Below are 25,587 nucleotides of genomic sequence, written 5' to 3' on the forward strand. Positions count from 1 at the left end.
GGGCTGCGCAGCGGCCCCTCTTTGTTGTGAGCGCTTCGCACTCAAGCGGGAGCAAGCTCCCTCGCCACGATAAATCAAACAAGCCTCAAGAGAGGGGCAGTCCCATAGGGAATGTGCAGTGTCGCAAATTTTCAAACGGAACAAACAACAAGGGGGCGAATCTTCATCCGCCCCCTGTGTGTCCGCTTAGTCCTGCGGTTCTTCTTCGTCTGCAGCGGCATCGAGCTGTTGATCGCCGACGGCGTCATCGACATCGGCACCGAGGGTGCCGTCGAACGCCACGCCTTCCTCGCCTTCCAGCTCCTCGCCTTCGACTTCCGACGGCTCCTGGACCCGTTCAAGCCCGACCAGCGTTTCGTCGCTGGCGAGTTTGATCAGCGTCACGCCCTGGGTGTTACGACCCAGGCTCGACACTTCGGCGACGCGCGTGCGCACCAAGGTGCCCTGGTCGGAGATCAGCATGATCTCTTCGCCATCGAGCACCTGGACCGCGCCGACCAGGCGGCCGTTACGCTCGTTGCTGACCATGGCGATCACGCCCTGGCCGCCACGCTTGTACTCGGGGAACTCACTGATGGCGGTACGCTTGCCGTAGCCCCGCGCGGAAGCGGTGAGGATCTGGCTGCCTTCTTCCGGAATCAGCATGGAAATCAGCTTCTGCCCTTCCGGCAGGCGCATGCCGCGAACACCGCGAGCGGTACGGCCCATGGCGCGGACGTCGGATTCCTTGAAGCGCGTGACCTTGCCGCCGTCGGAGAACAGCATGACTTCACGCTCGCCGTCGGTGATGGCAGCGGAAATCAGCACGTCGCCTTCGTCCAGCTCCAGGGCGATCAAACCGACGCTGCGCTGACGGCTGAAGGATTCCAGCGGGGTCTTCTTCACGGTGCCCTTGGCGGTCGCCATGAAGATAAAGTGACCTTCTGTGTATTCCTCCACCGGCAGCATGGTGGTGATGTATTCGTCACTGTCCAGCGGCAGCAGGTTCACCAGCGGACGACCGCGAGCCGCACGGGACGCCTCAGGGATTTCGTAGGTCTTGAGCCAGTACACCTTGCCCTTGCTGGAGAACAGCAGCAGCGTGGTGTGGCTGTTGGCGACCAGCAGGTGAGCGATGTAGTCCTCGTCCTTGACGCCGGTCGCCGACTTGCCCTTGCCGCCACGACGCTGGGCCTGGTAGGCGGCCAGCGGCTGGGTCTTGGCGTAGCCGCCGTGGGAAATCGTCACCACGCGCTCTTCTTCCGGGATCATGTCGCCCAGGGTCAGGTCGAGGCGCGCATCGAGGATCTCGGTGCGACGCACATCGCCGTACTCGGCGCGGATCACTTCCAGTTCTTCGCGGATCACTTCCATCAGACGCGTGGCGCTGTTGAGGATGCGGATCAGCTCGCCGATCTGGTTGAGGATCTCCTGGTACTCGGCCAGCAGCTTCTCGTGCTCCAGGCCGGTCAGGCGGTGCAGGCGCAGTTCCAGGATGGCTTGCGCCTGTTCCGGGGACAGGAAGTACTTGCCTTCGCGCAGACCGTACTGCGGATCGAGATTTTCCGGACGGCACGAGTCGGCGCCGGCGCGCTCGACCATCGCCACCACCGCGGTGGATTCCCAAGGGGTGCTGATCAGCGCTTCCTTGGCTTCCGACGGGGTTGGCGAGGCCTTGATCAGGGCGATGACCGGGTCGATGTTCGACAGGGCAACGGCCTGGCCTTCCAGGATGTGGCCGCGTTCGCGAGCTTTACGCAGTTCGAATACGGTCCGCCGGGTGACCACTTCGCGACGGTGACGCACAAAAGCTTCCAGCAGGTCCTTGAGGTTCAGGATCCGCGGACGGCCGTCGATCAGCGCGACGATGTTGATGCCGAACACGCTTTGCAGTTGGGTCTGGGCGTAGAGGTTGTTGAGGATCACCTCCGGCACTTCGCCACGGCGCAGCTCGATCACGACGCGCATGCCATCCTTGTCGGACTCGTCACGCAGCTCGGTGATGCCTTCGAGTTTCTTTTCTTTCACCAGCTCGGCGATCTTCTCGATCAGGCGGGCCTTGTTCAGCTGGTACGGCAGCTCGGTGATGACGATCTGCTGACGGCCACCGACCTTGTCGATGTCCTCGACGGTCGAGCGGGCGCGCATGTAGATGCGGCCGCGACCGGTGCGATAGGCCTCGATGATACCGGCGCGACCGTTGATGATCGCCGCCGTCGGAAAATCGGGACCGGGGATGTATTGCATCAGCTCATCGACGGACAGCTCGGGGTTGTCGATGAGGGCCAGGCAACCGTCGATGACTTCACCGAGGTTGTGCGGCGGGATGTTGGTCGCCATGCCCACGGCGATACCGCTGGAGCCGTTGACGAGCAGGTTCGGGATACGCGTCGGCATGACCGCCGGGATCATCTCGGTGCCGTCGTAGTTCGGCACCCAGTCGACGGTTTCCTTGTGCAGGTCGGCCAGCAGCTCGTGGGCCAGCTTGGTCATGCGCACTTCGGTGTATCGCATGGCCGCGGCGTTGTCGCCGTCCACCGAACCGAAGTTGCCCTGGCCATCCACCAGCAGGTAGCGCAGGGAGAACGGCTGGGCCATCCGAACGATGGTGTCGTACACGGCAGTGTCGCCGTGGGGGTGATACTTACCGATCACGTCGCCGACGACACGGGCGGATTTCTTGTACGGCTTGTTGAAGTCGTTGCCCAGTTCGCTCATTGCGAACAGCACGCGCCGGTGCACGGGCTTCAAGCCATCGCGCGCATCCGGCAGCGCCCGCCCGACGATCACGCTCATCGCGTAGTCGAGGTAGGACTGTTTCAGCTCGTCTTCGATATTGACCGGGAGGATTTCTTTGGCCAGTTCGCCCATGAGAAGCCTGATTCCTTTTTCTGGTGAAACCTCGCTACATCCAGATGGGATGAACGAAGCTCGCCGCTGCAGGACAAGTGCCGTGCAGCGACTTACGACAAATCAACGAGTTATGCCATGGATCTGCGCAGTAAAGGCCACCTCGCGAGGCAGCCTTGGAAACCGCCGGATGTTATCACAAGAGCCGCCACGCACCTATCCCCCTGATGCGCATGGTGCGTAGTTAGTTGACCGATGACAGGCTGGAACGGGACGAGAGGGGCTCAGAGGCGATCCGAATGGTGAAACAGAGGATAAATGCAAGGTATCTGTCGCCTATCAGGGCCTCTTCGCGAGCAGGCTCGCTCCCACAATGAATGAGATACGGCGCCCTTGTGGGAGCGAGCCTGCTCGCGAAGGCAATGGATCAGACAGAACCTGCTATCAATGCAACCGCTTGCGACACATCAATTGCGCCATCTTCGCCGTATCCGGCCGCTCGACGATGCCCTTTTCCGTCACGATCGCATCGATCAGGTCCGCCGGGGTCACGTCGAACACCGGGTTGAACGCATCGGCATCAGCCCCGACCCGCTTGCCGCCGACTTCCAGCAGCTCGCGCCCGTCGCGCTCTTCGATCGGGATGTCATCACCGCTGGCCAGGTTCATGTCGATGGTCGAGCTCGGCGCCACCACCATGAAACGTACGCCGTGGTGCATGGCACAGACCGCCAGCTGGTAGGTGCCGATCTTGTTCGCCACGTCGCCGTTGGCGGTGATGCGGTCGGCGCCGACGATGACCCAGGTCACGCCCTTGGTCTTCATGATGTGGGCAGCGGCGGAATCGGCGTTGAGCGTCACCGGAATGCCCTCGTTCGCCAGCTCCCATGCCGTCAACCGTGAACCCTGCAGCCATGGACGGGTTTCGTCGGCGTAGACCCGTTCGACCATGCCCTCCAGAAACGCCCCGCGAATTACCCCGAGGGCCGTTCCGAAGCCGCCGGTGGCCAGGGCCCCGGTGTTGCAATGGGTCAAGATGGCCTGGGCGTTGCCCTGATGTTTGCGGATCAGGTCGACGCCAAGCTGGGCCATGGTCAGGTTGGCTTCGCGGTCACTTTCATGGATCGCAATGGCCTCGGCCTCAAGGACCGCCAGCGGTTCGGCATGCCCCTTCAAGCGTCCCAACCGGTCGCGCATGCGATCCAGCGCCCAGAACAGATTGACCGCCGTCGGCCGGGAATCGGCCAGCAAGGCGAAATCCGCTTCCAGCGCCGCTTGCCAATCGCCGCCCTCGGCCATCCGCGCCCGCGCCGCCAGCACCACGCCATAGGCGGCGCTGATGCCGATGGCCGGCGCACCGCGCACCACCATCGAACGAATGGCCTCGGCCACACCGGCCGCGCTGGTGTAGGCGATCCAGTTTTCCTCGAACGGCAAAACACGCTGATCCAGCAGGTAAAGAGCGCCATCGCGCCAATCGATGGCCTTCACCTTCTCCGCAGCCAACAGTCGATCGCGCATCCCTCACCCCGCACTCAAGAACAAAAGCCGCCGATTATAGCGATCCCTCCGCGAAGACGCTCGGGTATACTTCGTCATCCTTTATAACCCATGGAACCGTTCCACGATGCCCAAGCCTGCCGTTGCGCTCGACTTATTATTGCTGCCGACCTGGTTGGTGCCTGTCGAACCCGCCGGTGTCGTGCTCAAGGATCATGGCCTGGGCATTCGCGACGGTTGCATCGTGTTCATCGGGCCACGGGCCGAAGCCATGCAATGCGCCGCCACGGAGGTTCGCGAACTGCCCGGCATGCTGCTCAGTCCGGGCCTGGTCAATGCCCACGGTCATGCGGCAATGACATTGTTCCGTGGCCTGGCCGACGACCTGCCGCTGATGACCTGGCTCGAACAGCACATCTGGCCCGCCGAGGGTAAATGGGTCGACGAGGCTTTCGTCCGCGACGGTACTGACCTGGCGATCGCCGAGCAGATCCAGGGCGGCATCACCTGTTTCTCCGACATGTACTTCTATCCCAAGGTGGCCAGCGAACGCGTGCATAACAGCGGCATCCGCGCGCAGATCGCCATTCCGATCCTCGACTTTCCGATCCCCGGCGCCGCCAGCGCCGACGAAGCCATTCGTCAGGGCATCGAATTGTTTGGCGACCTCAAGCACCATCCGCGGATCAAAGTCGCATTCGGCCCTCACGCCCCGTACACCGTCGGCGATGAGAACCTTGAAAAGATCCGCGTGATCGCCGAGGAACTGGACGCGGCCATCCACATGCATGTTCATGAAACCGCCTTCGAAGTGCAGCAGGCTGTGGATAACACCGGCGAGCGGCCGATGGCCCGGTTGGCGCGCGTTGGCCTGCTGGGGCCGCGCTTCCAGGCGGTGCACATGACCCAGGTCAGCGACGAGGACCAGGCGCTGCTGGTAGAACACAATTGCAGCGTGATCCATTGTCCGGAATCGAATCTGAAGCTGGCCAGCGGTTTCTGCCCGGTGGAACGCCTGTGGCAGGCCGGCGTCAACGTCGCGGTCGGCACCGATGGCGCGGCGAGCAACAACGACCTCGATCTGCTGGGCGAAACCCGCACCGCCGCCCTGCTGGCAAAGGCTGTCGCCGGTTCAGCCACGGCCCTGGACGCGCACCGGGCGTTGCGCATGGCCACGCTCAATGGCGCCCGCGCGCTGGGCATCGAGGCGATCGTCGGCTCGCTGGAAGTTGGCAAGGCCGCCGACCTGGTGGCCTTCGACCTGTCCGGCCTGGCGCAGCAGCCCATCTATGACCCGGTGTCGCAACTGATCTACGCCACCGGCCGCCATTGCGTGAAACACCTCTGGGTGGCCGGCAAGCCGTTGCTGGAAGATGGCCGCCTGACGCGCATGGACGAATCGCAACTGATCGCCACGGCGCAGGACTGGGGCCGTCGGGTCAGCGGCCAGAACGAATAGCACACCCCTTGAGCCACGGCTCGGGGCAAATGATTTTTCAAGTTTTTCGAGGAACTGCACATGAGCAACGTCGACCACGCTGAAATTGCCAAGTTCGAGGCCCTGGCCCATCGCTGGTGGGACCGTGAAAGCGAATTCAAGCCGCTGCACGACATCAACCCGCTGCGCGTCAACTGGATCGACGAGCGCGTCGCCCTGGCCGGCAAGAAAGTCCTCGACGTCGGCTGTGGTGGCGGCATCCTCAGTGAAGCCATGGCCCTGCGCGGCGCTACCGTAATGGGCATCGACATGGGCGAGGCGCCGCTGGCAGTGGCGCAACTGCATCAATTGGAGTCCGGCGTCAGCGTCGAATACCGGCAGATCACCGCCGAAGCCCTGGCCGAGGAAATGCCCGGCCAGTTCGACGTGGTCACCTGCCTGGAAATGCTCGAACACGTACCGGATCCGTCATCGGTGATCCGTGCCTGCTTCCAGATGGTCAAGCCCGGCGGCCAGGTGTTCTTCTCCACCATCAACCGCAACCCCAAGGCGTACCTGTTCGCGATCATCGGCGCCGAATACATCATGAAGCTGCTGCCACGCGGCACCCACGACTTCAAGAAATTCATCCGGCCTTCGGAGCTGGGCGCCTGGAGCCGCATGGCCGGGCTGACCGTCAAGGACATCATAGGCCTGACCTACAACCCGCTGACCAAGCATTACAAACTGGCCGCCGATGTGGACGTCAACTACATGATCCAGACCCTGCGCGAGGAATAAGTCGATGCGTCTCAAAGCGGTTCTCTTCGACATGGACGGCACGCTGCTTGACACCGCGCCAGACTTCATCGCCATCTGCCAGGCCATGCGCGCCGACCGTGGCCTGCCGCCGATGAACACCCAGCACATCCGCGACGAGATTTCCGGCGGCGCCCGGGCGATGGTCGCAGTGACGTTCTCCATGGACCCGGAATCGCCGGGTTTCGAGGAGTTGCGCCAGGAGTTCCTCGACCGCTACCTCAAGGGTTGCGCGGTCCACAGCCATCTGTTCGATGGGATGGCCGAAGTACTGGCCGATATCGAGGCGGCGAATCTCATCTGGGGCGTGGTCACCAACAAGCCAGTGCGCTTCGCCGAGCCGATCATGCAGCAGTTGGGCCTGGCCGAGCGGTCGAAAGTGCTGGTCTGCCCCGACCATGTGAAAAACAGCAAACCGGACCCCGAGCCGCTGATTCTCGCTTGCAAGATGCTCGACCTCGACCCGGCCAGCGTGCTGTTCATCGGCGACGACCTACGGGACATCGAGTCCGGCCGCAGCGCCGGGACCAAGACCTGCGCGGTGACCTATGGCTACATCCACCCGGACGACAACCCCAAGCACTGGGGCGCGGATGTGGTAATCGACCATCCCCTGGCGCTGCGCGAAGTGCTGGATAACGCGTTGTGCAGTTGCTGACCTCGTTCGGCGAAATTGCTCTTGTGGCGAGGGAGCTTGCTCCCGCTGGACCGCAGCGGTCCCGAGTCTGGCGACGACTTCGTCGCCGAGCGGGAGCAAGCTCCCTCGCCACGAAAAGCTCATCAGCCATGACGACTCTGCGTGACAAGTACGTGCTGCCATTTGTTGAGGTTTTTTATGTTTGACTACTCCGCCCGCCCCGACCTGCTCGAGGGCCGGATCATCCTGGTCACCGGTGCCGGTCGCGGTATTGGCGCCGCTGCCGCCAAGGCCTATGCCGCCCATGGCGCCACCGTGTTGTTGCTGGGCAAGACCGAAGCCAACCTGACCCAGGTCTATGATGAAATCGAGGCGGCTGGTCATCCGCAGCCAGCGGTGATCCCCTTCAATCTCGAAACCGCCTTGCCCCATCAATACGATGAACTGGCGGCAATGATCGAGACCGAATTCGGCCATCTGGACGGCCTCCTGCACAACGCCTCGATCATCGGCCCGCGCACGCCGCTGGAACAGCTTTCCGGCGAGAACTTCATGCGGGTGATGCAAGTGAACGTCAACGCCATGTTCATGCTCACCAGCACCTTGCTGCCGTTGCTCAAACTGTCCAAGGATGCATCGGTGGTGTTCACGTCCAGCAGCGTCGGTCGCAAGGGCCGGGCCTATTGGGGCGCTTATGGCGTGTCCAAGTTCGCCACCGAGGGGCTTATGCAGACCCTGGCCGACGAAGTCGACACCGTAGCGCCGGTGCGCTCCAACAGCATCAACCCCGGCGCCACCCGCACCAGCATGCGCGCACAGGCCTATCCGGGAGAAAATCCGCTGAACAACCCGACGCCCGAAGAAATCATGCCGGTGTACCTGTACCTCATGGGCCCGGACAGTACCGGCGTCAACGGCCAGGCTTTCAACGCGCAGTAAGCGCCAGACTCGACGTCGCGGCGGTTTGCCGTCGCGGCGCGCCTCTCTTCGATCCCCCGGCCAGGCGAAACGCCAAAGCCCTGCCGCCCGTTGCTCACGCTACGAGCCTGCAACTTATTGATTCGTCGACAAGTTTTATCACTATGAACTGAATGGCACGACTTTCGCTCTAATCCATTCAAACACGCCGTGTCCGGCGAGTCGGGACATTGGGACGAGACCTCCGCCAGCACAGCGAAGCGGACTAGACTCAACTCAGTGTCCTTCGGGACTGATGGATCAGTACGACGCGCAGCCCAGAGCCGCTTCACCCCCGCCGGTCAGGACCGATTCAGTTCAGGGGCTCACGCCATATGAAAACGCCCACGCAGACCAATGCTATTGATTTCGACAGCGCCAAGTTGCAGCGCCTGGGCCTCACCCAGCCGTCGGCGCTCGTGACGCGGCCGATCAGCCTGACGCAGCTGCGCCAGCAATTGGGCCAGCAGTTGCAGACCAGCCTGGAGCCGCAAAGGATTCTCGGTTTGTTCTTCCGTGAAATCCAGCGGCTGGTGCCTCTGGACACACTGGTTTACCAGCACAAACCCAGCGATCTGCGCCTGGAGTTTGGCCAGCGCGGGCACCACAACCTCAGCTACAACCTCAGCCATGAGGGCGAGCATCTGGGTGAGCTGGTGTTTCGGCGCAACCAGCGCTTCAGCAGCGCGGAACAGAGCGACCTGGAGTCAATCCTGTCGGCGCTGTTTTTCCCGCTGCGTAACGCACTGCTCTACCGCGCCGCCACCCAGAGCGCCCTGCGCGATCCACTGACCGGCACCGGCAACCGCATTGCCATGGACCAGACGCTGGAGCGGGAAATCGACATGGCCAGGCGGCATATGCAGCCGCTGTCGTTGCTGATGCTGGACATCGACCATTTCAAACGCATCAACGACAGCCATGGGCACGGGGTCGGCGACGAAGTACTCAAGGCCGTTGCCGACTCGATCAAGGGCCAGTTGCGCAATGTGGATATGGTGTTCAGATTCGGTGGTGAGGAATTCCTGATCCTGCTGGCCAACACCAGCCGGGAAGCGGCAGCCATGGTCGGTGAACGACTGCGGTATGCCGCCCAGGCCCAGGATTATTTTGCCGACGGCACGAGGATCGAATTGACGGTGAGCCTGGGCTGCGCGACGTTGCTGCCGGGCGAGTCCGCTGAAAGTCTCGTGCGCCGGGCGGACAATGCGCTGTATGTAGCCAAGCGCGAAGGGCGGAACCGGTTGACGATGGCGGGCTGAAACCAGGCTTCTCTGCTGGCCGACACACCGCTTTCGCGAGCAGGCTCGCTCCCACCCAGCACCACAAAACCAATGTGGGAGCGAGCGTGCTCGCGAAGAGGCCGGACCAGTCAACGCAAGGTTGCCAGGCAGACCGCTATCGCGAGCAAGCTCGCTCCCACAGGGTGAAGCTATCAGGTATCAGTTACTGGCCAGCGCCAGCCGTTCACGGCCAGCCGAGGCTTTTTCGCCAGCGCCCGAGTGTTCCAGCTGCATGCACCTTTCCAGAAACAGATACATGTAGTCGTAGCTCTTGCAAACGGCCTGGCGCAGTTCCATCTGGAGCGCCTTGCTCGGGTTCATACCCGCCAGCGTACAGATGATTTCCAGCGCTTCCCACGGGTGGGCATCGTCATACTGGGCATGCATCTTCAGCCACTTCATGGCCCGCTTGCGATCTTCCTCGGCGAACGCCGACGCATAGACACCGGTAGAGCAGACCAGTGCCGACCACTCCCCGGTCGCCCCCTCGATGGCGTAATTGGTCGCGGCAATAGCCACGATCAGCGAGTCCGCCGAACTGGTGTGCCAGCACCAATGGCTCAACGCATGAAGCTCAGGCGGCACCTGCTGCGCCTGCAGGTCTTCGAGCGTCACGCCGTGAGCAGCGCTCCAGTTGACCCAATAATCGGCATGATTGAGCTCGACACGAATGTTGCGCATCAACCAACGACGCGCCATGTCCTCGCCGGGGTGGCGGGCGAAGCGGGTCTTGGTGAGGTTCTGTGCCATGTACAAGGCGAACTGTTCGACGACCGGCCAACCACCGATGAGGTAGTGGCGCATGGTCTTGGCGCTGAGCTTGTTGTCGCGCATGCGTTGATACAGTTCGTGTTCGACAACCCGGCGCTTGCTCTCGCTGCAGTCGGCAATGAGCTGCTGTGCCCATTGTGGATAACTGGCGGCGTCCATGAGCGGGCCTGTTCGGTTGAATGTGTCGATCACTGTCGGGCTCCTTCTGATTGTGATTTTTTTCGGATCAACAAGAGGTTCAGCGAAACGTGCCGGGGGCCTTGAACAACAGTGGCTGAGGCCTGGCCGGCCGGCATTGCAACGTGTCACAAGTAAACAGTTGTGGACGCTCGATGACATAACCCTGGGCGAAATCCACGCCGATTTCCAACAATGCCTGTTCGATCTGAGTCGTTTCCACGAACTCGGCAATGGTGCGCTTCCCCATGACATGGCCGATGTGATTGATCACCTCGACCATTGCCCGGTTAATCGGGTCGTCCAGCATATCCTTTACGAAACTCCCATCGATCTTCAGGAAGTCTACAGGTAAATGTTTCAAGTAAGCGAATGAAGACATTCCGGCACAAAAGTCATCCAGCGAGAAGTAACAACCCAAGCTCTTGAGTTCGTTTATAAAACGAATCGCGCTGCCCAGATTTGAAATGGCACTGGTCTCGGTGATTTCAAAACAAATCATTTCCGGGGGAATCGAGTAGGCAGCGAACTGTTTACGCAGGAAATCCAGGAACGCCTGATCGCCAATGGTGGTGCCTGACAGGTTGATCGCACACATGGCCAACGGACCTTGCCGCGACTCATTCAGGCATTGGCGAATGATCTTGAATACGTTCTCCACGACCCAACGGTCCAGCGAGGTCATCAAGCCGTAACGCTCCGCCGCCGGAATGAAGCTGTCCGGCAGGATCATTCGCCCTGCCTCGTCATGCAGGCGCAACAGGATCTCGATATGCCCGCCATCGTGGTCACCCGGGCCCAACGCGGCGATTTCCTGGGCGTAGAGGCAGAAACGGTTTTCCTCCAGCGCCATGTGCAAGCGCTGCACCCAGGCCATTTCGCCAAAACGCAGGGACAACTCCGAGTCGTCGGCATGGTAGACCTGGACCCGGTTGCGCCCTTTCTCCTTGGCCATATAGCAGGCCATGTCCGCGGCCCGCAATGAGGCTTCCAGCGTCGTCGGGCTTTGGGCGATGTGCACCAGGCCGATGCTCACGGTGGTCACGAATGGTCGGCCTTTCCAGACAAAATGCAGGTTCTGCACAGTCTGGCGCAGGCCCTCGGCGATCTTTTCCGCCGCCTCGGGCGAGCAGTTTTCCAGCAGGATGCCGAACTCGTCCCCGCCCAGCCGGGCAAGCGTGTCGTTTTCCCGCAGCCCCGATTGCAGCAAGGCACAGATGTGTCGCAGCAACTCGTCGCCCGCCGCGTGGCCGCAGGTGTCGTTGACCAGCTTGAACTGGTCCAGGTCGAGAAACATCAACGCGTGGCGCCCGACCTGGCGCGTGAGGTTGTGCAGGGCCTGCTCGAGGCGGTATTCAAATTCCCGGCGGTTCGCCAGGCCGGTCAGGGCGTCGTGGGTAGCCTGCCATGACAGGTTGGCAATGTACTGGCGCTCCTGGGTCATGTCATGCAGCACCAGCACCGCGCCGCTGACTTTGCCGGCATGACGGATCGGCGCCCCCACCAGGGTCACCGACACCGTGCTACCGTCGAGTCGCTGGATCAACTTGGAATGCTCGCTGCCGCCGCCGAGTCGTCCGCTGAGGATGTGCTCGATCAAGGTCAGGCCTTCGGTCTGGGCATTATCGTCGAGCAGGTTGAACAGCGCCGCCAGGGGCAGCCCGGTGGCGTGCTCGGCTTTCCAGTGGGTCATCGCTTCGGCAGCGGGATTCATATACGCAATGGCGCCTTCGACGTCGGTGGTGATCACGCCATCGCCAATCGATTGCAGGGTGATCTGCGCCCGCTCCTTCTCCAGTTGCAGCGCATTGGCGAAGACCTGCCGCTGCGCCAGTAATTTGTGCGTGCGCAATAGCGCCAGCACGATCAATCCCAGCGCGGTGGCAAAATTGGTCACCAGCAACAGGCGCAGGATAAATCGCGATCCTTCGCCCAGCGCGTCGCTGAATGCCTTGGCGGCAGGGGTAACGGAATCGTTGATGGCGAAAATCTGCGCTTTCCAGCCACGGACATCGGCCTCGGAGGCTTCTCCCGCCGTGATGCTGCGATGCATCTGCCGGGCGACGTTATCCAGTTCGGTCAGGTAACCATCGCCAACCGTCCACAGATCGATGGCTTCTTCCAGATAACTGAAATGGCGAAAGTTGAGGTACAACCAGATCAGGCTGGCCACGTCGTCCGGATGATTGCCGCCTTGGAGAATCCCGACCCGCGCCGCTTCGAGATCCGGCGGCTGGCGATCCAGGGCCACGCGTAGATCGTGTCCACCCTCGGGCACGGCGATGGCTTGCTGGTATTTGCGAAAGATCGCCTCGTCACGGCTGTCGGCGTAAAGATTGAGGTAATAGATGGCGTCTTTCTGGCCCTTGGACCAAAGGCTCTCCCCCGCCACGTAGCCGCGAACTGCGGATAGGACATAAAGGCTGACGCCTCCTAGCAATGCTTGAAATAGCACGACGGCGATAAAGGGCCAGACGATGCCCAACAACCGAGGCGTTCCGAGAGTCCGCTTTTGCTTCATGAGGTCCCTTGCACAGGCATTGCCAATAGAGCACCCGCGAGAATTCCGTTCCTGACTCAACAGCCTAGGCTAGTTTTCGACCCTTCGAAGGACTGGATGTTCGGATCGCCCGGCTCAGGATGGAGATTTGGAAAAATCGACGGATTTGGCTGATTTTTTTCCGATACTAAGCACAGAAAAGTGCACGAAACTCAAGGTCGCTGTATTTGTTGCAAATGACCGTAGAGCCGGGCGTACAGGCCACCCTCGGCAATCAGCTGCAAGTGGTCGCCGTCTTCGGCGATCTGCCCGCCGTCGAACACCAATACCCGGTCAGCCTGTTTCACCGCCGACAACCGATGGGCGATGATCAACGTGGTGCGCCCGCTCAGGAACCGCGCCAACGCCTGGTGAAGGTTGTATTCCGTAGCCGCGTCCAGCGCCGACGTGGCTTCGTCGAGAATCACCACGCGCGGATCGGCCAGGACCATGCGGGCGATCGCCAGTCGCTGGCGTTGCCCGCCCGACAGCCTTACGCCGGAACGCCCGACGATGCTCTCCAGCCCCATCGGAAGCGCCCGCACTGTTTCGTCCAGTTGGGCAATCGCCAGGGCTCGCCAGCAAGCCTCATCGCTGCGCTCGCGGCCCATGGACAAATTGGCGCGCACCGTGTCGTTGAACAGCGCAGGATGTTGCAGGACCACCGCGACATGTTCGCGGATGGTTTCCAAGCCGATTTCCTCTTGGGTGGCGCCACCAAAGCGGATGCTGCCGGACTGTGGCGTGTAGAGCCCCAGCAGCAGTTGCACCAGGGTACTTTTGCCGCCCCCGCTGGCCCCGACGATGGCGACCTTTTCCCCCGGCGAAATGGACAGGTTCAATTGGTCGAGCACCTTTTCCTCGCCATAACCGAAGCTGAGCCCCTGGATGTCGATGCCCACGGTGTCGCGCCCCTTGAAGGGATCGACGCCACCGCTGTACTGGGGCTCGTCGGCGCGGGCCAGCAGTTCGTTGATACGGTTCAATGCCCCACCCGCCGCGTAGTAGGCGTACTGCAAATTAAGCAGTTGCTCGACCGGGCCGATCATGAACCACAGGTAGCTGAACACCGCGAGCATCTGGCCGATCGACAGGTCGGAGAACAGCACGGTAAGCATGGCCGCCGCGCGAAAAATATCGATGCCGAACTGGAACAGCAAACCACTGGCGCGGTTCGAGGCGTCGGTTTTCCACTGCGAGCTCACCGCGTAGTCGCGCACTTCCCGGGCGCGCGTGCCGAGGCGTCCAAGGAAAAACCCCTGGCGATTGCCGGCGCGCACTTCCTGGATCGCATCCAGGGTTTCGGTCAGGGCCTGGGTGAAGCGCGAGGTGCTGTCATTCTCCAGCTTCTTGAGGTGCTTGACCCGTTTGCCCAACTGCACCGTGGCGTAGATCACCAGCGGGTTGAACAGCAGGATCAACAGTGCCAGTTTCCAATGCATCCATACCAGGATGCCCGCGGTGCCTACCAGGGTCAGCATCGCCACCAGGAACCGGCTCAGGGTTTCGCCAACAAATTTGTCGAGGGTGTCCAGGTCGGTGACCAGGTGCGTCGTCACCGTGCCGCTGCCCAGGCTTTCGTATTCGCCAAGGGAAATCCGCTTGAGGCGCTCGATCAACCGGATGCGGATGCGATAGACGATGTCCTTGGCGAGACTGGCGAACAGCCGCGCCTGCAACACGTTGAACAGCAATGCGCCGCAGCGCAGGGCCAGGGTCACCAGCAACATCAATCCGATGTAGCCGGCAGCGCTCTGCCAAGCGCTCGGCAACGCCTGGTTCATGACCTTCAATGCCGCGTCGCCGTGGCCCAGCAGCACTTCGTCCACCAGCAGCGGCAGCAACAACGGAATCGGCACGCTGCACAACGTCGCCAGCACGGCGACGCCGTTGGCGATCCACAGGGCTTTTTTGTGCGTAAGGGCCAGACGACGGATTTCCGTCCAGCTCAACCGGTCGATGCGCCGCGAGGTCGATGCGTCATCATCGGGCAGGTCAGGCACAGGCCGCACGCTCTAGCCAGCGCCCCAGCAATGGCGACAGCTGGTCCAACGGTTGGTAGCCGTTGGTCAGCAGGGCCAATTGGCCGTCACGTTCGGCCAGCATCGTAGGGAATCCGGCGATGCCAAGGTCTTGCACCCAGGTGAAGTCGGCGGCGGTGGCGGCATGCTGGTCGGCGCGGTCGAATGCCGCGGCAAACTCGATGCGGGGCAGCCCGGCCTGTTCGGCCAGTTCCACCAGGACGCTGGCGTGGGTCACGTCGCGGCCTTGCACATAAAACGCCTGCTGGATCAGCTTCAGTAACTGCCAGGCCAGGTCCGGCGCCAGGCTGCGGGCCGTCACCAAGGCGCGGCATGCGGGTTCGGTGTCGTAGACAAAACCGTCCGGCAACGCGCCTTCAAGCTTGAACGGCTGGCCGGTGGCTTGGGTAACGGCCTGCCAGTGTTTGAGAATGTAGCGTCGGGTCGTCGGCTCGAGAGCCGAACCGCTGCCGGTGCGCAAGCCGCCCACCACCAGGTGCAACTCCACGCCCGCCGCCTGCGCCTGCTCGGCCAACGCTTCGGCCACTGGCGCGAAGCCCCAGCACCAGGAACACATCGGGTCCATCACATACAGCAGGCGCGACGCCATGGCTCAAGCCTCGGAAGATGATTGCTTGTAGTTGTAGCCGATCGGATGCGGCATGTTGCGCGCCTTGGCCAGTTCGATCTGCTTTTGCCGGTCGATGGCGCTGCGACGGGTCTTTTCGCTCAGTTTGTCCCAGCAATGCGGGCAACTGATGCCAGGCGAATAATGCTCCGAAGCACGATCCTCTGCGCTGATCGGGGTGCGACAGGCATGGCACTGATCGTAGTCGCCTTCGCTGAGATCGTGGCGCACGGTCACGCGGTTGTCGAAGACAAAGCAGTCACCGCGCCATTTGGTCTCTTCCTGGGGCACCTCTTCGAGGTATTTGAGAATCCCGCCCTTGAGGTGGTAGACCTCTTCGAAACCCTCATTGAGCATGAAGCTCGAGGCTTTTTCACAGCGAATGCCACCGGTGCAGAACATCGCGACTTTCTTGTGCCGGGCCGGGTCGAAGTTGGCTTTGATGTACTCGGGAAACTCGCGGAAGCTGGCGGTCTTGGGATCGATCGCGCCTTCGAAGGTGCCAATGGAGACTTCATAGTCGTTGCGAGTATCGATCAGCAGCACTTCCGGATCGCTGATCAGCGCGTTCCAGTCTTGCGGTTCGACATAGGTGCCGACCCGCTTGTTCGGGTCCACGCCTTCTACGCCGAGGGTAACGATCTCTTTCTTGAGCTTGACCTTGGTGCGGTAGAACGGCTGCTCGTCGCAGTACGACTCCTTGTGGTCGATGTCGTCCATGCGCGGGTCGTTCTTGAGCCAGGCCATCAGCCCGTCGATGCCTTCGCGGGTGCCGGAAACGGTACCGTTGATGCCTTCCTCGGCAATCAGCAAGGTTCCTTTGATGCCGTTGTCGAGCATCGCCTTGAGCAGGGGCTCACGCAGCTCGACGTAATCTTCCAGGGTGACGAACTTATACAGTGCCGCCACGACAATCGGTGGTGTCATGGATATCTCTCCAGGTGGCTACCCTCGCAAAGGGTGAACCGGATGCGAAAAAAAACGCGCCGGGGTGAGCGGCGCGTTGCGGATTCTAGCAAAAAACATGTGGCTTTAGGAGCAAGAGCCTTTGCCTCAAATATCAGTGCTTACTGCCACCGGCACAGGTCGGCGATGCCGGGGCTGCGTCGACCTGGGCCCATTCTTCAGGCGTGTAGGTGTGCAGCGCCAGCGCATGGAATTCACCCATCAGCTCGCCCAGCGTGCCGTAGACCTTCTGGTGTCGCTTGACCCGATTGAGCCCCTCGAACTGCTGGCTGACCACCACTGCCTTGAAGTGGGTCTCAAGCCCACGGCTGTGCATGTGGCTTTCATCGAGCACTTGCAGGTGCTCGGGCTGCAGCAGCCCGAGGGTCGATTCAATGCGTTGTTGCATGCTCATGCCAGGGCTCCGCTTATGGCTTTTTCTTGGCCGGGGCGGCGGCTTTCGGCTCGAGCTCGGCGGTCATGTCGGCCAGCAGCTTGTTGACTACCGGCACCGCGCTTTCCAGCTTGGCCTGGGTCAGTTGCGCCGATTGCTGGGTCAGCTGCGGCATTTTTTCCAGGACTTTCTTACCCAGGGGAGACTGATAGAAGGACACCAGGTCCTTGAGCTCCGATTCGCTGAAATTGGAAGTGTAGAGCTTGACCATGTCCGGCTTGAGCTTGTTCCAGCCGATCGCCTGGTCCAGGGCGGCATTGGCCTTGGCCTGGTACGTTTCCAGGGTGGCTTTTTTCGACTCGGGAGCCTTGGTCTGCTCAAAGCGCTGGGCAAACATCTGCTGTACCTGCATGTACACCGGGGTACCCAGCTTGTCAGCGTGCGCCAGGGTCAGGAACGCTTCGGCACTGGCGTTGTGGCTGGCGGTATCGGCAAGAACAGGGCCGCTGGCACACACCAGAGCAACTGCGGTACAGATGGCACGAAGACGGGTCATCGAGTTTCCTTTTCTAACAGGCGAGGTAAAACCCCAAGGGCGACCATTCTGCGCCTAAAAAACGCCGGGGCTCAACCCTGTACTTGGCTCGACTGATTGACGGGCCGAACCGGCCAGCCCTAGATTGAGGGAACCGGTGACGCCCGTCAGGGCCTAAACTGCGCATTCAGCCCTACAGGAGTTTGACCCGATGAGCCGTATCGAAACCGACAGCCTTGGCCAGGTTGAAGTCCCGGATGAAGCCTATTGGGGCGCCCAGACACAGCGCTCGATGATCAACTTTGCCATTGGCAACGAACGCATGCCGCTGTCGGTGCTGCATGCCCTGGCGCTGGTCAAGAAAGCCGCCGCGCGGGTCAACGACCGCAATGGCGACTTGCCCGCCGACATCGCCCGCCTGATCGAACAGGCGGCCAACGAGGTGCTGGCCGGCCAGCATGACGATCAGTTTCCCCTGGTGGTCTGGCAGACCGGCAGCGGAACCCAGAGCAACATGAACGTCAACGAGGTGATTGCCGGGCGCGCCAACGAGCTCGCGGGCAACCCCCGAGGCGGCAAGAGCCCGGTGCATCCCAACGACCATGTCAACCGGTCCCAGAGCTCCAACGACTGCTTCCCCACCGCCATGCACATCGCCGCCGCCCAGGCCGTGTACCAGCAATTGCTGCCGGCCATCAGCGAGTTGTCCGGCGGCCTCGCGGAACTGGCGGCGCGCCACATGAAACTGGTCAAGACCGGTCGCACCCACATGATGGATGCCACGCCGATCACGTTCGGCCAGGAACTGTCCGCCTTCATTGCCCAACTCGACTACGCCGAGCGGGCGATCCGCGCTTCGTTGCCGGCGGTCTGCGAGCTGGCCCAGGGCGGCACGGCGGTGGGTACCGGGCTGAATTCGCCGCACGGTTTCGGCGAAGCGATTGCCGCTGAACTCGCGGCGCTGTCCGGGCTGCCGTTTGTCACCGCGCCGAACAAGTTCGCCGCGCTGGCAGGTCATGAACCGCTGACCACGTTGTCCGGCGCGTTGAAAACCCTGGCCGTGACGCTGATGAAAATCGCCAATGACCTGCGCCTGCTGGGCTCTGGGCCACGGGCGGGATTTGCCGAAGTGAAATTGCCGGCCAACGAACCGGGCAGCTCCATCATGCCTGGCAAGGTCAACCCGACCCAGTGTGAAGCCTTGTCGATGCTGGCGTGCCAGGTATTGGGCAATGACGTGGCGATCGGTTTTGCCGCCAGTCAGGGACACTTGCAGTTGAACGTGTTCAAGCCGGTGATCATCCACAACCTGCTGCAATCGATCCGCCTGCTGGCCGATGGCTGCAGCAACTTCCAGCAGCACTGCATCGCCGGCCTCGAACCGGATGCCGAGCAGATGGCCGCGCACCTGGAGCGTGGTCTGATGCTGGTGACGGCGCTGAATCCGCATATCGGCTACGACAAGTCAGCGGAGATCGCCAAGAAAGCCTACGGCGAAGGGCTGACGCTACGGGAGGCAGCGGTGCAGTTGGGGTACCTGACCGACGAAGAGTTCGACGCCTGGGTCAGGCCGGAGAACATGCTGGAGGCGGGTGGCCAGGGCTGAGTTTTCGATGGGCTGATCCACCGCTTTCGCGAGCAGGCTCGCTCCCACAGAGGGCTAACGCCCCAGCGCCAGGCGTTCGCGCCGGGCCCTGAGCCCGGCGATGAGCGATGGCCCCAGCGCCACCAGCGCCGACCCCAATACCACCAGCACTGCCCCACCGTAACCCAGCAGATTGATCTGCTCGGCATGCACATAGTCGGGCCACCACCAGGCAGCCATCGCCACGGCCGCGAAGGTCACCAGCGGCGTGATCGCCAGCGTCGCGCTGACCCGCGAGGCCTCCCAATGCGCCAACGCCTCGGCGAACGCGCCATAGGCAATCAGCGTGTTGAGACAGCAGGCCAGCAATAGCCAGCCTTGCAGCGGGCTCAGTTGCAACGCTTCCAGTGGATGCACCCACGGCGTGAGCAACAGCGCGCAGAACAGGTAGATCACCATCATCACTTGCAGTGAATTCCACACCGTCAGCAATTGCTTCTGGCCCAGGGCATAGAACGTCCAGACAGTCGAGGCCAGCAACACCAACAGAACGCCGGCGGTGTACTCGCTCAGGGATGTAAGCAATTCGACGAGGCGCTGATTGAAGAACAGCGCAAAACCGATCAGCAGCACCAGCAAACCAATGCCCTGCCCCACGCTGAAACGCTCCTTGAATACAAACAGACTGGCGACCAGCAACATGATCGGCCCCATCTGCACCACCAGTTGGGCGGTGCCGGGGCTCAGGCGGTTCAGGCCCATCAGGTACAGCACATAATTGCCCACCAGCCCCAGCACCGCCATGCCTACCAGCCAACCGCCACGGGGGCCGAGCACCTTGCGGCTGGGCAGGCGTCGGGCTGCCGCCAGGTAGATGAACAGCAGGCCACCGGACACCGTCAGCCGAAACCAGGTCACCGTTACCGGATCCATCACCTGCAGCACTTGCTTGAGCTTGATCGGCAGGATTCCCCACAACAAGGCGGTCAGCAGGGCGAGGAACAGGCCGTAGACCCAGCGACCGGACGATATGTGCATGCAACCCTCGAAGCCAATACATGAACGAGCATTCTAGGTCCGAATCGCTCGGCAACACAGGGACAGTTGGCGCTGCGACGCTGATGGAATTGTAAGGGTCGTAGCCGTCGATCGGCTGGACAGGCGCAAAACGGCGGCACCACATATGCTCAATTGAAACGACCACGCAGCCCCCGATGGAGACCGAAATGCCTGGAACGCGCGCCGAAGATACAGATGCTCCCAAGACGATTTACCGCAGCAGCGATCGGATCGTCCGGGAAAATGGCAAGTTCTATTTCGATACGCGCGAAGGCACCCAGGAAGGTCCGTTCGAAAGCCGCGAGGCTGCGGAGCGGGAGATAGCAGCGTATATCCAGCGGATGCTGCAGCTGACCAAGGTTGCCAGCTAAGCAGAAAAACCCGTGGCGAGGGAGCTTGCTCCCGCTGGGCCGCGAAGCGGCCCCCTACGGTTTACCCCAGGAAAAAAGCGGCGACTGCTTCGCAGCCGAGCGGGAGCAAGCTCCCTCGCCACGAAAGGCTGGGTTTATCTGACCGCCTCGAACAACCCCGTTGCCCCCATCCCGCCGCCCACGCACATGGTCACGACGCCGTAGCGCAGGCTACGCCGTTGCAGCTCCCGCACCAGATGCCCCACCTGCCGCGAGCCGGTCATGCCGAACGGGTGACCGATGGAAATCGAGCCGCCGTTGACGTTGTATTTCTCGTTATCGATCTCCAGCCTATTGCGGCTGTACAGGCACTGGGATGCAAACGCCTCGTTGAGCTCCCACAAATCGATTTCGCCGATCTGCAGACCCTTGGCCTGGAGCAATCTAGGCACCGAGAACACCGGGCCGATGCCCATCTCGTCCGGCTCGCAACCGGCCACGGTAAAGCCACGGAAAAATGCCTTGGGCTTGAGCCCCAACGCCAGGGCTTTTTCCAGGCTCATCACCAGGGTCATCGAGGCGCCGTCGGATAACTGCGAAGAGTTGCCCGCCGTCACCGAACCGTCTTCGGCGAACACCGGTTTCAGCCCGGCCAGGCTTTCATACGTGGTATCGGGGCGGTTGCAATCATCGCGATCAACCACCCCGTCAACGATCTGCACCGCACCGGTGGTCTTGTCCTCGACCCGATATTTCACCGCCATCGGCACGATTTCATCGTCGAACAGCCCGGCTGCCTGGGCCCGGGCAGTGCGCTGCTGGCTCTGCAAGGCGTAGCGGTCCTGCTCATCGCGGCTGACCTGGTAACGGCGCGCGACGATCTCGGCGGTCTGGCCCATGGGGAAGTAGATCCCCGGCACCTGTTCCTTGAGCAAGGGGTTGATCAGGTTGTCAGTGTTGACGCTTTTCATCGTCAGGCTGATGGATTCCACGCCACCGGCGACGATGATCTCGCTGCAGCCGGAGGCGATCTGGTTGGCGGCGATGGCGATGGCCTGCAGGCCCGAGGAACAGAAGCGGTTCAGTGTCATCCCGGCCGTGCCGATGCCCAGCTGCGAGAGCACCGCCACGTTGCGCCCGATGTTGTAGCCTTGGGCGCCTTCGTTGGAACCGGCGCCGACGATGCAGTCCTCGACACTGGCCGGGTCGATATCATTTCGCGCCAGCAACGCGTTGACGCAATGGGCCGCCATGTCGTCCGGGCGGGTCATGTTGAACTTGCCGCGAAAGGACTTGGCCAGGCCGGTCCGTACGCTGTCGACGATCACCACTTCACGCATGGCGGTTACCTCATTGTTGTTATCGGTTCAGGAGTGGATTCGAGGATAAATCCAGCCCATAACCGAACGCGACAATCATTCACCCCGCGTATGCGCCGCCATCGGCCTATTTCTTTTTGCGCGCCTGCCTGGCGGAACGTTCGAACGCGGCCTCCAGCGCGTCGTTGAGCGTACGCAATACCTTGACCCGGGCCCAACGCTTGTCGTTGGCTTCCACCAGGGTCCACGGCGATATCTCGGTACTGGTGCGATCGACCATGTCGCAGACTGCCGACCGATAGGCATCCCACTTGTCACGGTTGCGCCAATCGTCCTCGGTGATCTTGAAGCGCTTGAAAGGGATTTCCTCGCGTTCCTGGAAGCGCTCCAGTTGGGTCTCCTTGTCGATAGCCAGCCAGAACTTCACCACCACCACGCCGGCATCGGCCAGCTGTTCTTCGAAGTCGTTGATTTCACCGTAGGCCCTCAGCCAGTCGGCACGGCTGCAAAAACCTTCGACCCGCTCCACCAATACCCGCCCGTACCAGGAACGGTCGAACATGGTGAACTTGCCCCGCGCCGGAATGTGCCGCCAGAAACGCCACATGTAGGGGTGGGCGCGTTCTTCCTCGGTAGGCGCGGCAATCGGCACGATGCTGTACTGACGCGGGTCGAGCGCCGCCGCGACCCGGCGGATCGCCCCGCCCTTGCCCGCCGCGTCGTTACCTTCGAACACCGCCACCAGGGCGTGCCGGCGCATACGCTTGTCCCGCAGCAGCCCGGCGAAGCGGGCCTGCTCGGTGATCAACTGCTCCTCATAATCGGCCTTGTCCAGGCGTAGCGTCATGTCGAGGCTGTCGAGCAAGGTCACCTGGTCGTCCAGCGCCGGCAACGGCGCCACGTTGACTTTTTCCGGTCTGATCTTCGGCCGATCCAGGGCCTGGCGCAGGCCTTCGAGCAAAATCTGCCCGACCGCGAGGCTGCGATAACAGGCATCCACGCCTTCGATCACATGCCAGGGCGCATAGTCCCGACTGGTGCGGCGCAACACGCGCTCGCCGTATTTGACGAATTTGTCGTAGGTCTGGGATTGCTGCCAGTCGAGCGGACTGATACGCCAGCTGTGCAGCGGGTCGTCCTTGAGACTTTTCAGGCGGGCCTTCATCTGCTTCTTGGAGAGGTGGAACCAGAACTTGAAGATCAGCGCGCCTTCATCGCAGAGCATCTTCTCCAGACGCTCGGCGCCGTTGATCGCCTGATCGAGCCGTGGGTCCTTGAACTCGCCATGCACCCGCCCCTGGAGCATCTGACTGTACCAGTTGCCAAAAAAGATCCCCATCCGCCCCTTCGCTGGCAGCATCCGCCAATAGCGCCAGGCCGGCGGCCGCGCCAGTTCCTCGTCGGTCTGCTGGTCGAAGGTGCGCACCTCGATCAGCCGCGGATCCATCCACTCGTTGAGCAACTTCACCGTCTCGCCCTTGCCCGCGCCTTCGATGCCGTTGATCAGGATAATGACCGGGAAGCGGCCTTGCTGATGCAACTCGTACTGAGCTTCGAGCAATGCTTCACGCAATGCCGGCACCTCGGCGTCATAGGTTTCTTTGTCGACGACGTGACCGATTTCAGCGGATTCGAACATGGACAGCTCCTTCCAGGAATGGGGCAAGACTAGCGGATTGGATACGCCGCTGCGCAGCAGATTCCCTTCAGACGTGCCCACGCTTGCCGTGGATCAGGCATTGCCGCGCTGATCGGCTAGAATGGCGACCTTGTTTTGACCGAGCCAGCCATGACGCCCATCCAGCACCACGCCCAACTCGACTGGGATGACCAGGGTCGCCCCCGCTCCCGGGTATTCGGCGACGTGTATTTCTCCGACCAGTCGGGCCTGGAAGAAACCCGCTACGTGTTCCTTGCGCAGAACAACCTGGCCGAGCGTTTCGCCGCGCTGGCGGAGCACGGACGACTGGTGATCGGCGAAACCGGATTTGGCACCGGGCTGAATTTTCTCTGCGCCTGGCAGCTGTTCGAAGAATGCGCACCGACCGGTGCGCGCTTGCATTTCGTCAGCGTCGAAAAATTTCCCCTGAGCCCCGAGGATCTGCGTCGGGCCCTGGCCCTGTGGCCGGAGCTCAAGTGCCAGGCTGATCAATTGCTTGAGCAGTACGTCGCGATTCACCAAGGTTTCCAGCGCATGACCCTGGCGGGCGGGCGAGTGACATTGACCCTGTTGATTGGCGATGCACTGGAGCAACTGCCGCAGCTGGACGGACAGATCGATGCCTGGTTCCTCGACGGTTTTGCCCCGGCGAAAAACCCGGATATGTGGACCGCCGAGCTGTTCGCCGAACTGGCGCGGCTGGCAGCGCCCGGCGCTACCCTCAGCACCTTTACCAGCACCGGTTGGGTGCGCAGGCTGCTCAATGCGGCGGGCTTCAAGATGAAGCGCACCCCGGGCATCGGCCACAAGTGGGAAGTTCTCCGTGGGGTATTTCTCGGCTGGCCGGACCAGGTGCCCAAACCCGCCCCGGCCAAGCCCTGGTATGCCCGCCCCGCTCCGCCGGCTGGCGAACGCCATGCGCTGGTGATCGGCGGCGGCCTGGCCGGTTGCGCCAGCGCGGCGAGTCTCGCGGCCCGCGGCTGGCGAGTGACCTTGCTGGAGCGTCACGCCGGGTTGGCCGAGGAAGCGTCGGGCAACCCCCAGGGCGTGCTGTACCTCAAGTTGTCGGCCCATGGCACGGCGTTGTCGCAGATGATCCTCAGCGGTTTCGGCTACACCCGGCGCTTGCTCGAAAACTTGCAACGGGGCCTCGACTGGGACGGATGCGGAGTCTTGCAGCTGGCCTTCAACGAGAAGGAAGGCCAACGCCAGCGCCAACTGGCCGAGGCGTTTCCAGCGGGTCTGCTGCGAATTGTCGATCGCGCCGAAGCCGAGGCGCAGTCCGGCATCGGCCTGGCCTGTGGCGGCCTGTTCTATCCCGAAGGCGGCTGGGTACACCCGCCAGCCCTATGCCGCTGGCAAGCCTCGGCTGCCGCGATTACCGTGCAGCCACATCGCGAAGTGCTTGAACTGCGACGTGTCGACGGCCAATGGCAGGCTTGGGACGGCGAACGTTGCCTGGCCAGCGCCCCAGTGGCAATCCTCGCCAGCGCTGCCGAGATCAAACGCTTCGAACCGGCGGCCGATCTACCCCTCAAGCGCATTCGCGGGCAGATCACGCGGCTGGCGCAAACCACCCGCAGCCAACGCCTGGCGACAGTGGTCTGCGCCGAAGGCTACGTGGCGCCACCGCGAATGGGCGAGCACACCCTGGGCGCCAGTTTCGATTTTCACAGCGATGACCTGACCCCCACCGCCGCCGAGCACGCCGGCAACCTGCAGATGCTCGAAGAAATCTCCCACGATCTGGTGGACCGCCTGAACGCCGACACCCTCGATCCGCAGCGCCTCGAAGGCCGCGCGGCGTTCCGTTGCACCAGCCCCGATTACCTGCCGATTGTCGGACCGCTGGCTGACAGCCGGGCGTTCGTCGAAACCTACGCGGCCCTGGGCAAGGATGCGCGCCAAGTGCCGAACACACCCTGCCCCTGGCTCGACGGCCTGTACGTCAACAGCGGGCACGGCTCCCGAGGCCTGATCACCGCGCCGCTGTCGGGCGAACTGATCGCCGCCTGGCTGGACAACGAACCCCTGCCACTGCCGCGAAGCGTCGCCGAGGCCTGCCACCCGAACCGGTTTGCCTTGCGGGCGGTGATTCGGGGCAAGGTCTGATATCGATTGACGATGGCCATCTACCGACCAAAAAATTGGAACCCGACTGA

20 protein-coding genes are annotated in these 25,587 nt (G+C 62.2%); 8 read left to right on the top strand and 12 right to left on the bottom strand.

Annotated elements, in window-relative coordinates; genetic code table 11:
• Positions 1-186: 186 nt before the first annotated feature.
• Both gyrA and mtnA read right to left on the bottom strand, forming a co-directional pair.
• On the bottom strand, positions 187-2,850 hold the full coding sequence (gene gyrA / locus J3P97_RS18885; protein ID WP_434656521.1) for a DNA gyrase subunit A: 2,664 nt from the start codon (positions 2,848-2,850) through the stop codon (positions 187-189).
• A gap of 423 nt (positions 2,851-3,273) precedes the next feature.
• A complete protein-coding gene (gene mtnA, locus J3P97_RS18890) occupies positions 3,274-4,350 on the bottom strand; it encodes an S-methyl-5-thioribose-1-phosphate isomerase (protein ID WP_434572721.1) in 1,077 nt (358 codons plus the stop codon).
• Between the two features lie 106 nt (positions 4,351-4,456).
• On the opposite strand from mtnA, the gene J3P97_RS18895 reads away from it, so the two are divergent.
• The 5 genes from J3P97_RS18895 (at position 4,457) to J3P97_RS18915 (ending at position 9,421) form a co-directional block, all read left to right on the top strand.
• Complete coding sequence (locus J3P97_RS18895) at positions 4,457-5,788, top strand: TRZ/ATZ family hydrolase (RefSeq protein ID WP_434601437.1); 1,332 nt, start codon at positions 4,457-4,459, stop codon at positions 5,786-5,788.
• A gap of 60 nt (positions 5,789-5,848) precedes the next feature.
• Positions 5,849-6,547, top strand: coding sequence for a bifunctional 2-polyprenyl-6-hydroxyphenol methylase/3-demethylubiquinol 3-O-methyltransferase UbiG (gene ubiG, locus J3P97_RS18900; protein ID WP_434672503.1), 699 nt, complete (start codon positions 5,849-5,851; stop codon positions 6,545-6,547).
• A 4-nt stretch (positions 6,548-6,551) separates the two neighbouring features.
• On the top strand, positions 6,552-7,223 hold the full coding sequence (mupP, locus tag J3P97_RS18905) for an N-acetylmuramic acid 6-phosphate phosphatase MupP (protein WP_434601438.1): 672 nt from the start codon (positions 6,552-6,554) through the stop codon (positions 7,221-7,223).
• 177 nt (positions 7,224-7,400) lie between these two features.
• Positions 7,401-8,141 (top strand): YciK family oxidoreductase, encoded by a 741-nt coding sequence (locus J3P97_RS18910; RefSeq protein ID WP_434601439.1) that lies wholly within the window; start codon positions 7,401-7,403, stop codon positions 8,139-8,141.
• 353 nt (positions 8,142-8,494) lie between these two features.
• The gene (locus J3P97_RS18915) at positions 8,495-9,421 is read left to right on the top strand and encodes a GGDEF domain-containing protein (RefSeq protein ID WP_434672504.1); all 927 of its coding nucleotides are present in this window, start codon (positions 8,495-8,497) and stop codon (positions 9,419-9,421) included.
• Positions 9,422-9,601: 180 nt separating this feature from the next.
• On the opposite strand, the gene J3P97_RS18920 is transcribed toward J3P97_RS18915, so the two are convergent.
• The 7 genes from J3P97_RS18920 to J3P97_RS18950 form a co-directional block, all read right to left on the bottom strand.
• Complete coding sequence (locus J3P97_RS18920; RefSeq protein WP_434605177.1) at positions 9,602-10,372, bottom strand: TenA family transcriptional regulator; 771 nt, start codon at positions 10,370-10,372, stop codon at positions 9,602-9,604.
• A 79-nt stretch (positions 10,373-10,451) separates the two neighbouring features.
• Positions 10,452-12,911: an EAL domain-containing protein gene (locus J3P97_RS18925; protein WP_434572712.1), complete on the bottom strand. Its 2,460-nt coding sequence runs from the start codon at positions 12,909-12,911 to the stop codon at positions 10,452-10,454.
• A gap of 191 nt (positions 12,912-13,102) precedes the next feature.
• Entirely contained in the window at positions 13,103-14,932 is a 1,830-nt protein-coding gene (locus J3P97_RS18930) for an ABC transporter ATP-binding protein (RefSeq protein WP_434672505.1), read from the bottom strand.
• Positions 14,925-15,560, bottom strand: coding sequence for a DsbA family protein (locus tag J3P97_RS18935; protein ID WP_434672506.1), 636 nt, complete (start codon positions 15,558-15,560; stop codon positions 14,925-14,927). Before J3P97_RS18935 ends, J3P97_RS18930 begins: the two co-directional genes overlap by 8 nt.
• 3 nt (positions 15,561-15,563) lie before the next feature.
• Entirely contained in the window at positions 15,564-16,505 is a 942-nt protein-coding gene (locus J3P97_RS18940; RefSeq protein ID WP_434572706.1) for a rhodanese-related sulfurtransferase, read from the bottom strand.
• A gap of 133 nt (positions 16,506-16,638) precedes the next feature.
• The gene (locus J3P97_RS18945; protein WP_434601443.1) at positions 16,639-16,938 is read right to left on the bottom strand and encodes a BolA family protein; all 300 of its coding nucleotides are present in this window, start codon (positions 16,936-16,938) and stop codon (positions 16,639-16,641) included.
• A 13-nt stretch (positions 16,939-16,951) separates the two neighbouring features.
• Positions 16,952-17,473, bottom strand: coding sequence for a DUF2059 domain-containing protein (locus J3P97_RS18950; protein WP_030141033.1), 522 nt, complete (start codon positions 17,471-17,473; stop codon positions 16,952-16,954).
• 190 nt (positions 17,474-17,663) lie between these two features.
• Here J3P97_RS18950 and J3P97_RS18955 point away from each other — a divergent pair, with 190 nt between their 5' ends.
• Positions 17,664-19,058 carry a class II fumarate hydratase gene (locus J3P97_RS18955; RefSeq protein WP_434672507.1) on the top strand — a complete coding sequence of 465 codons (1,395 nt, stop codon included), beginning with the start codon at positions 17,664-17,666 and terminating at the stop codon, positions 19,056-19,058.
• A 54-nt stretch (positions 19,059-19,112) separates the two neighbouring features.
• Here J3P97_RS18955 and J3P97_RS18960 read toward each other — a convergent pair whose 3' ends face one another.
• Positions 19,113-20,075: a DMT family transporter gene (locus tag J3P97_RS18960; RefSeq protein WP_434672508.1), complete on the bottom strand. Its 963-nt coding sequence runs from the start codon at positions 20,073-20,075 to the stop codon at positions 19,113-19,115.
• Between the two features lie 188 nt (positions 20,076-20,263).
• On the opposite strand from J3P97_RS18960, the gene J3P97_RS18965 reads away from it, so the two are divergent.
• Positions 20,264-20,467, top strand: coding sequence for a DUF6316 family protein (locus tag J3P97_RS18965; protein WP_305499671.1), 204 nt, complete (start codon positions 20,264-20,266; stop codon positions 20,465-20,467).
• 134 nt (positions 20,468-20,601) lie between these two features.
• Here J3P97_RS18965 and J3P97_RS18970 read toward each other — a convergent pair whose 3' ends face one another.
• The gene (locus tag J3P97_RS18970; RefSeq protein ID WP_434672509.1) at positions 20,602-21,786 is read right to left on the bottom strand and encodes a thiolase family protein; all 1,185 of its coding nucleotides are present in this window, start codon (positions 21,784-21,786) and stop codon (positions 20,602-20,604) included.
• Positions 21,787-21,892: 106 nt separating this feature from the next.
• A complete protein-coding gene (pap, locus tag J3P97_RS18975; protein WP_434672510.1) occupies positions 21,893-23,404 on the bottom strand; it encodes a polyphosphate:AMP phosphotransferase in 1,512 nt (503 codons plus the stop codon).
• 150 nt (positions 23,405-23,554) lie between these two features.
• On the opposite strand from pap, the gene mnmC reads away from it, so the two are divergent.
• Positions 23,555-25,537 carry a bifunctional tRNA (5-methylaminomethyl-2-thiouridine)(34)-methyltransferase MnmD/FAD-dependent 5-carboxymethylaminomethyl-2-thiouridine(34) oxidoreductase MnmC gene (mnmC, locus tag J3P97_RS18980; RefSeq protein ID WP_434672511.1) on the top strand — a complete coding sequence of 661 codons (1,983 nt, stop codon included), beginning with the start codon at positions 23,555-23,557 and terminating at the stop codon, positions 25,535-25,537.
• The last annotated feature ends 50 nt before the right edge of the window (positions 25,538-25,587 follow it).

Origin of the sequence: Pseudomonas sp. R1-15 (assembly GCF_051132085.1) — a bacterium.
Classification (GTDB): Bacteria; Pseudomonadota; Gammaproteobacteria; order Pseudomonadales; family Pseudomonadaceae; genus Aquipseudomonas.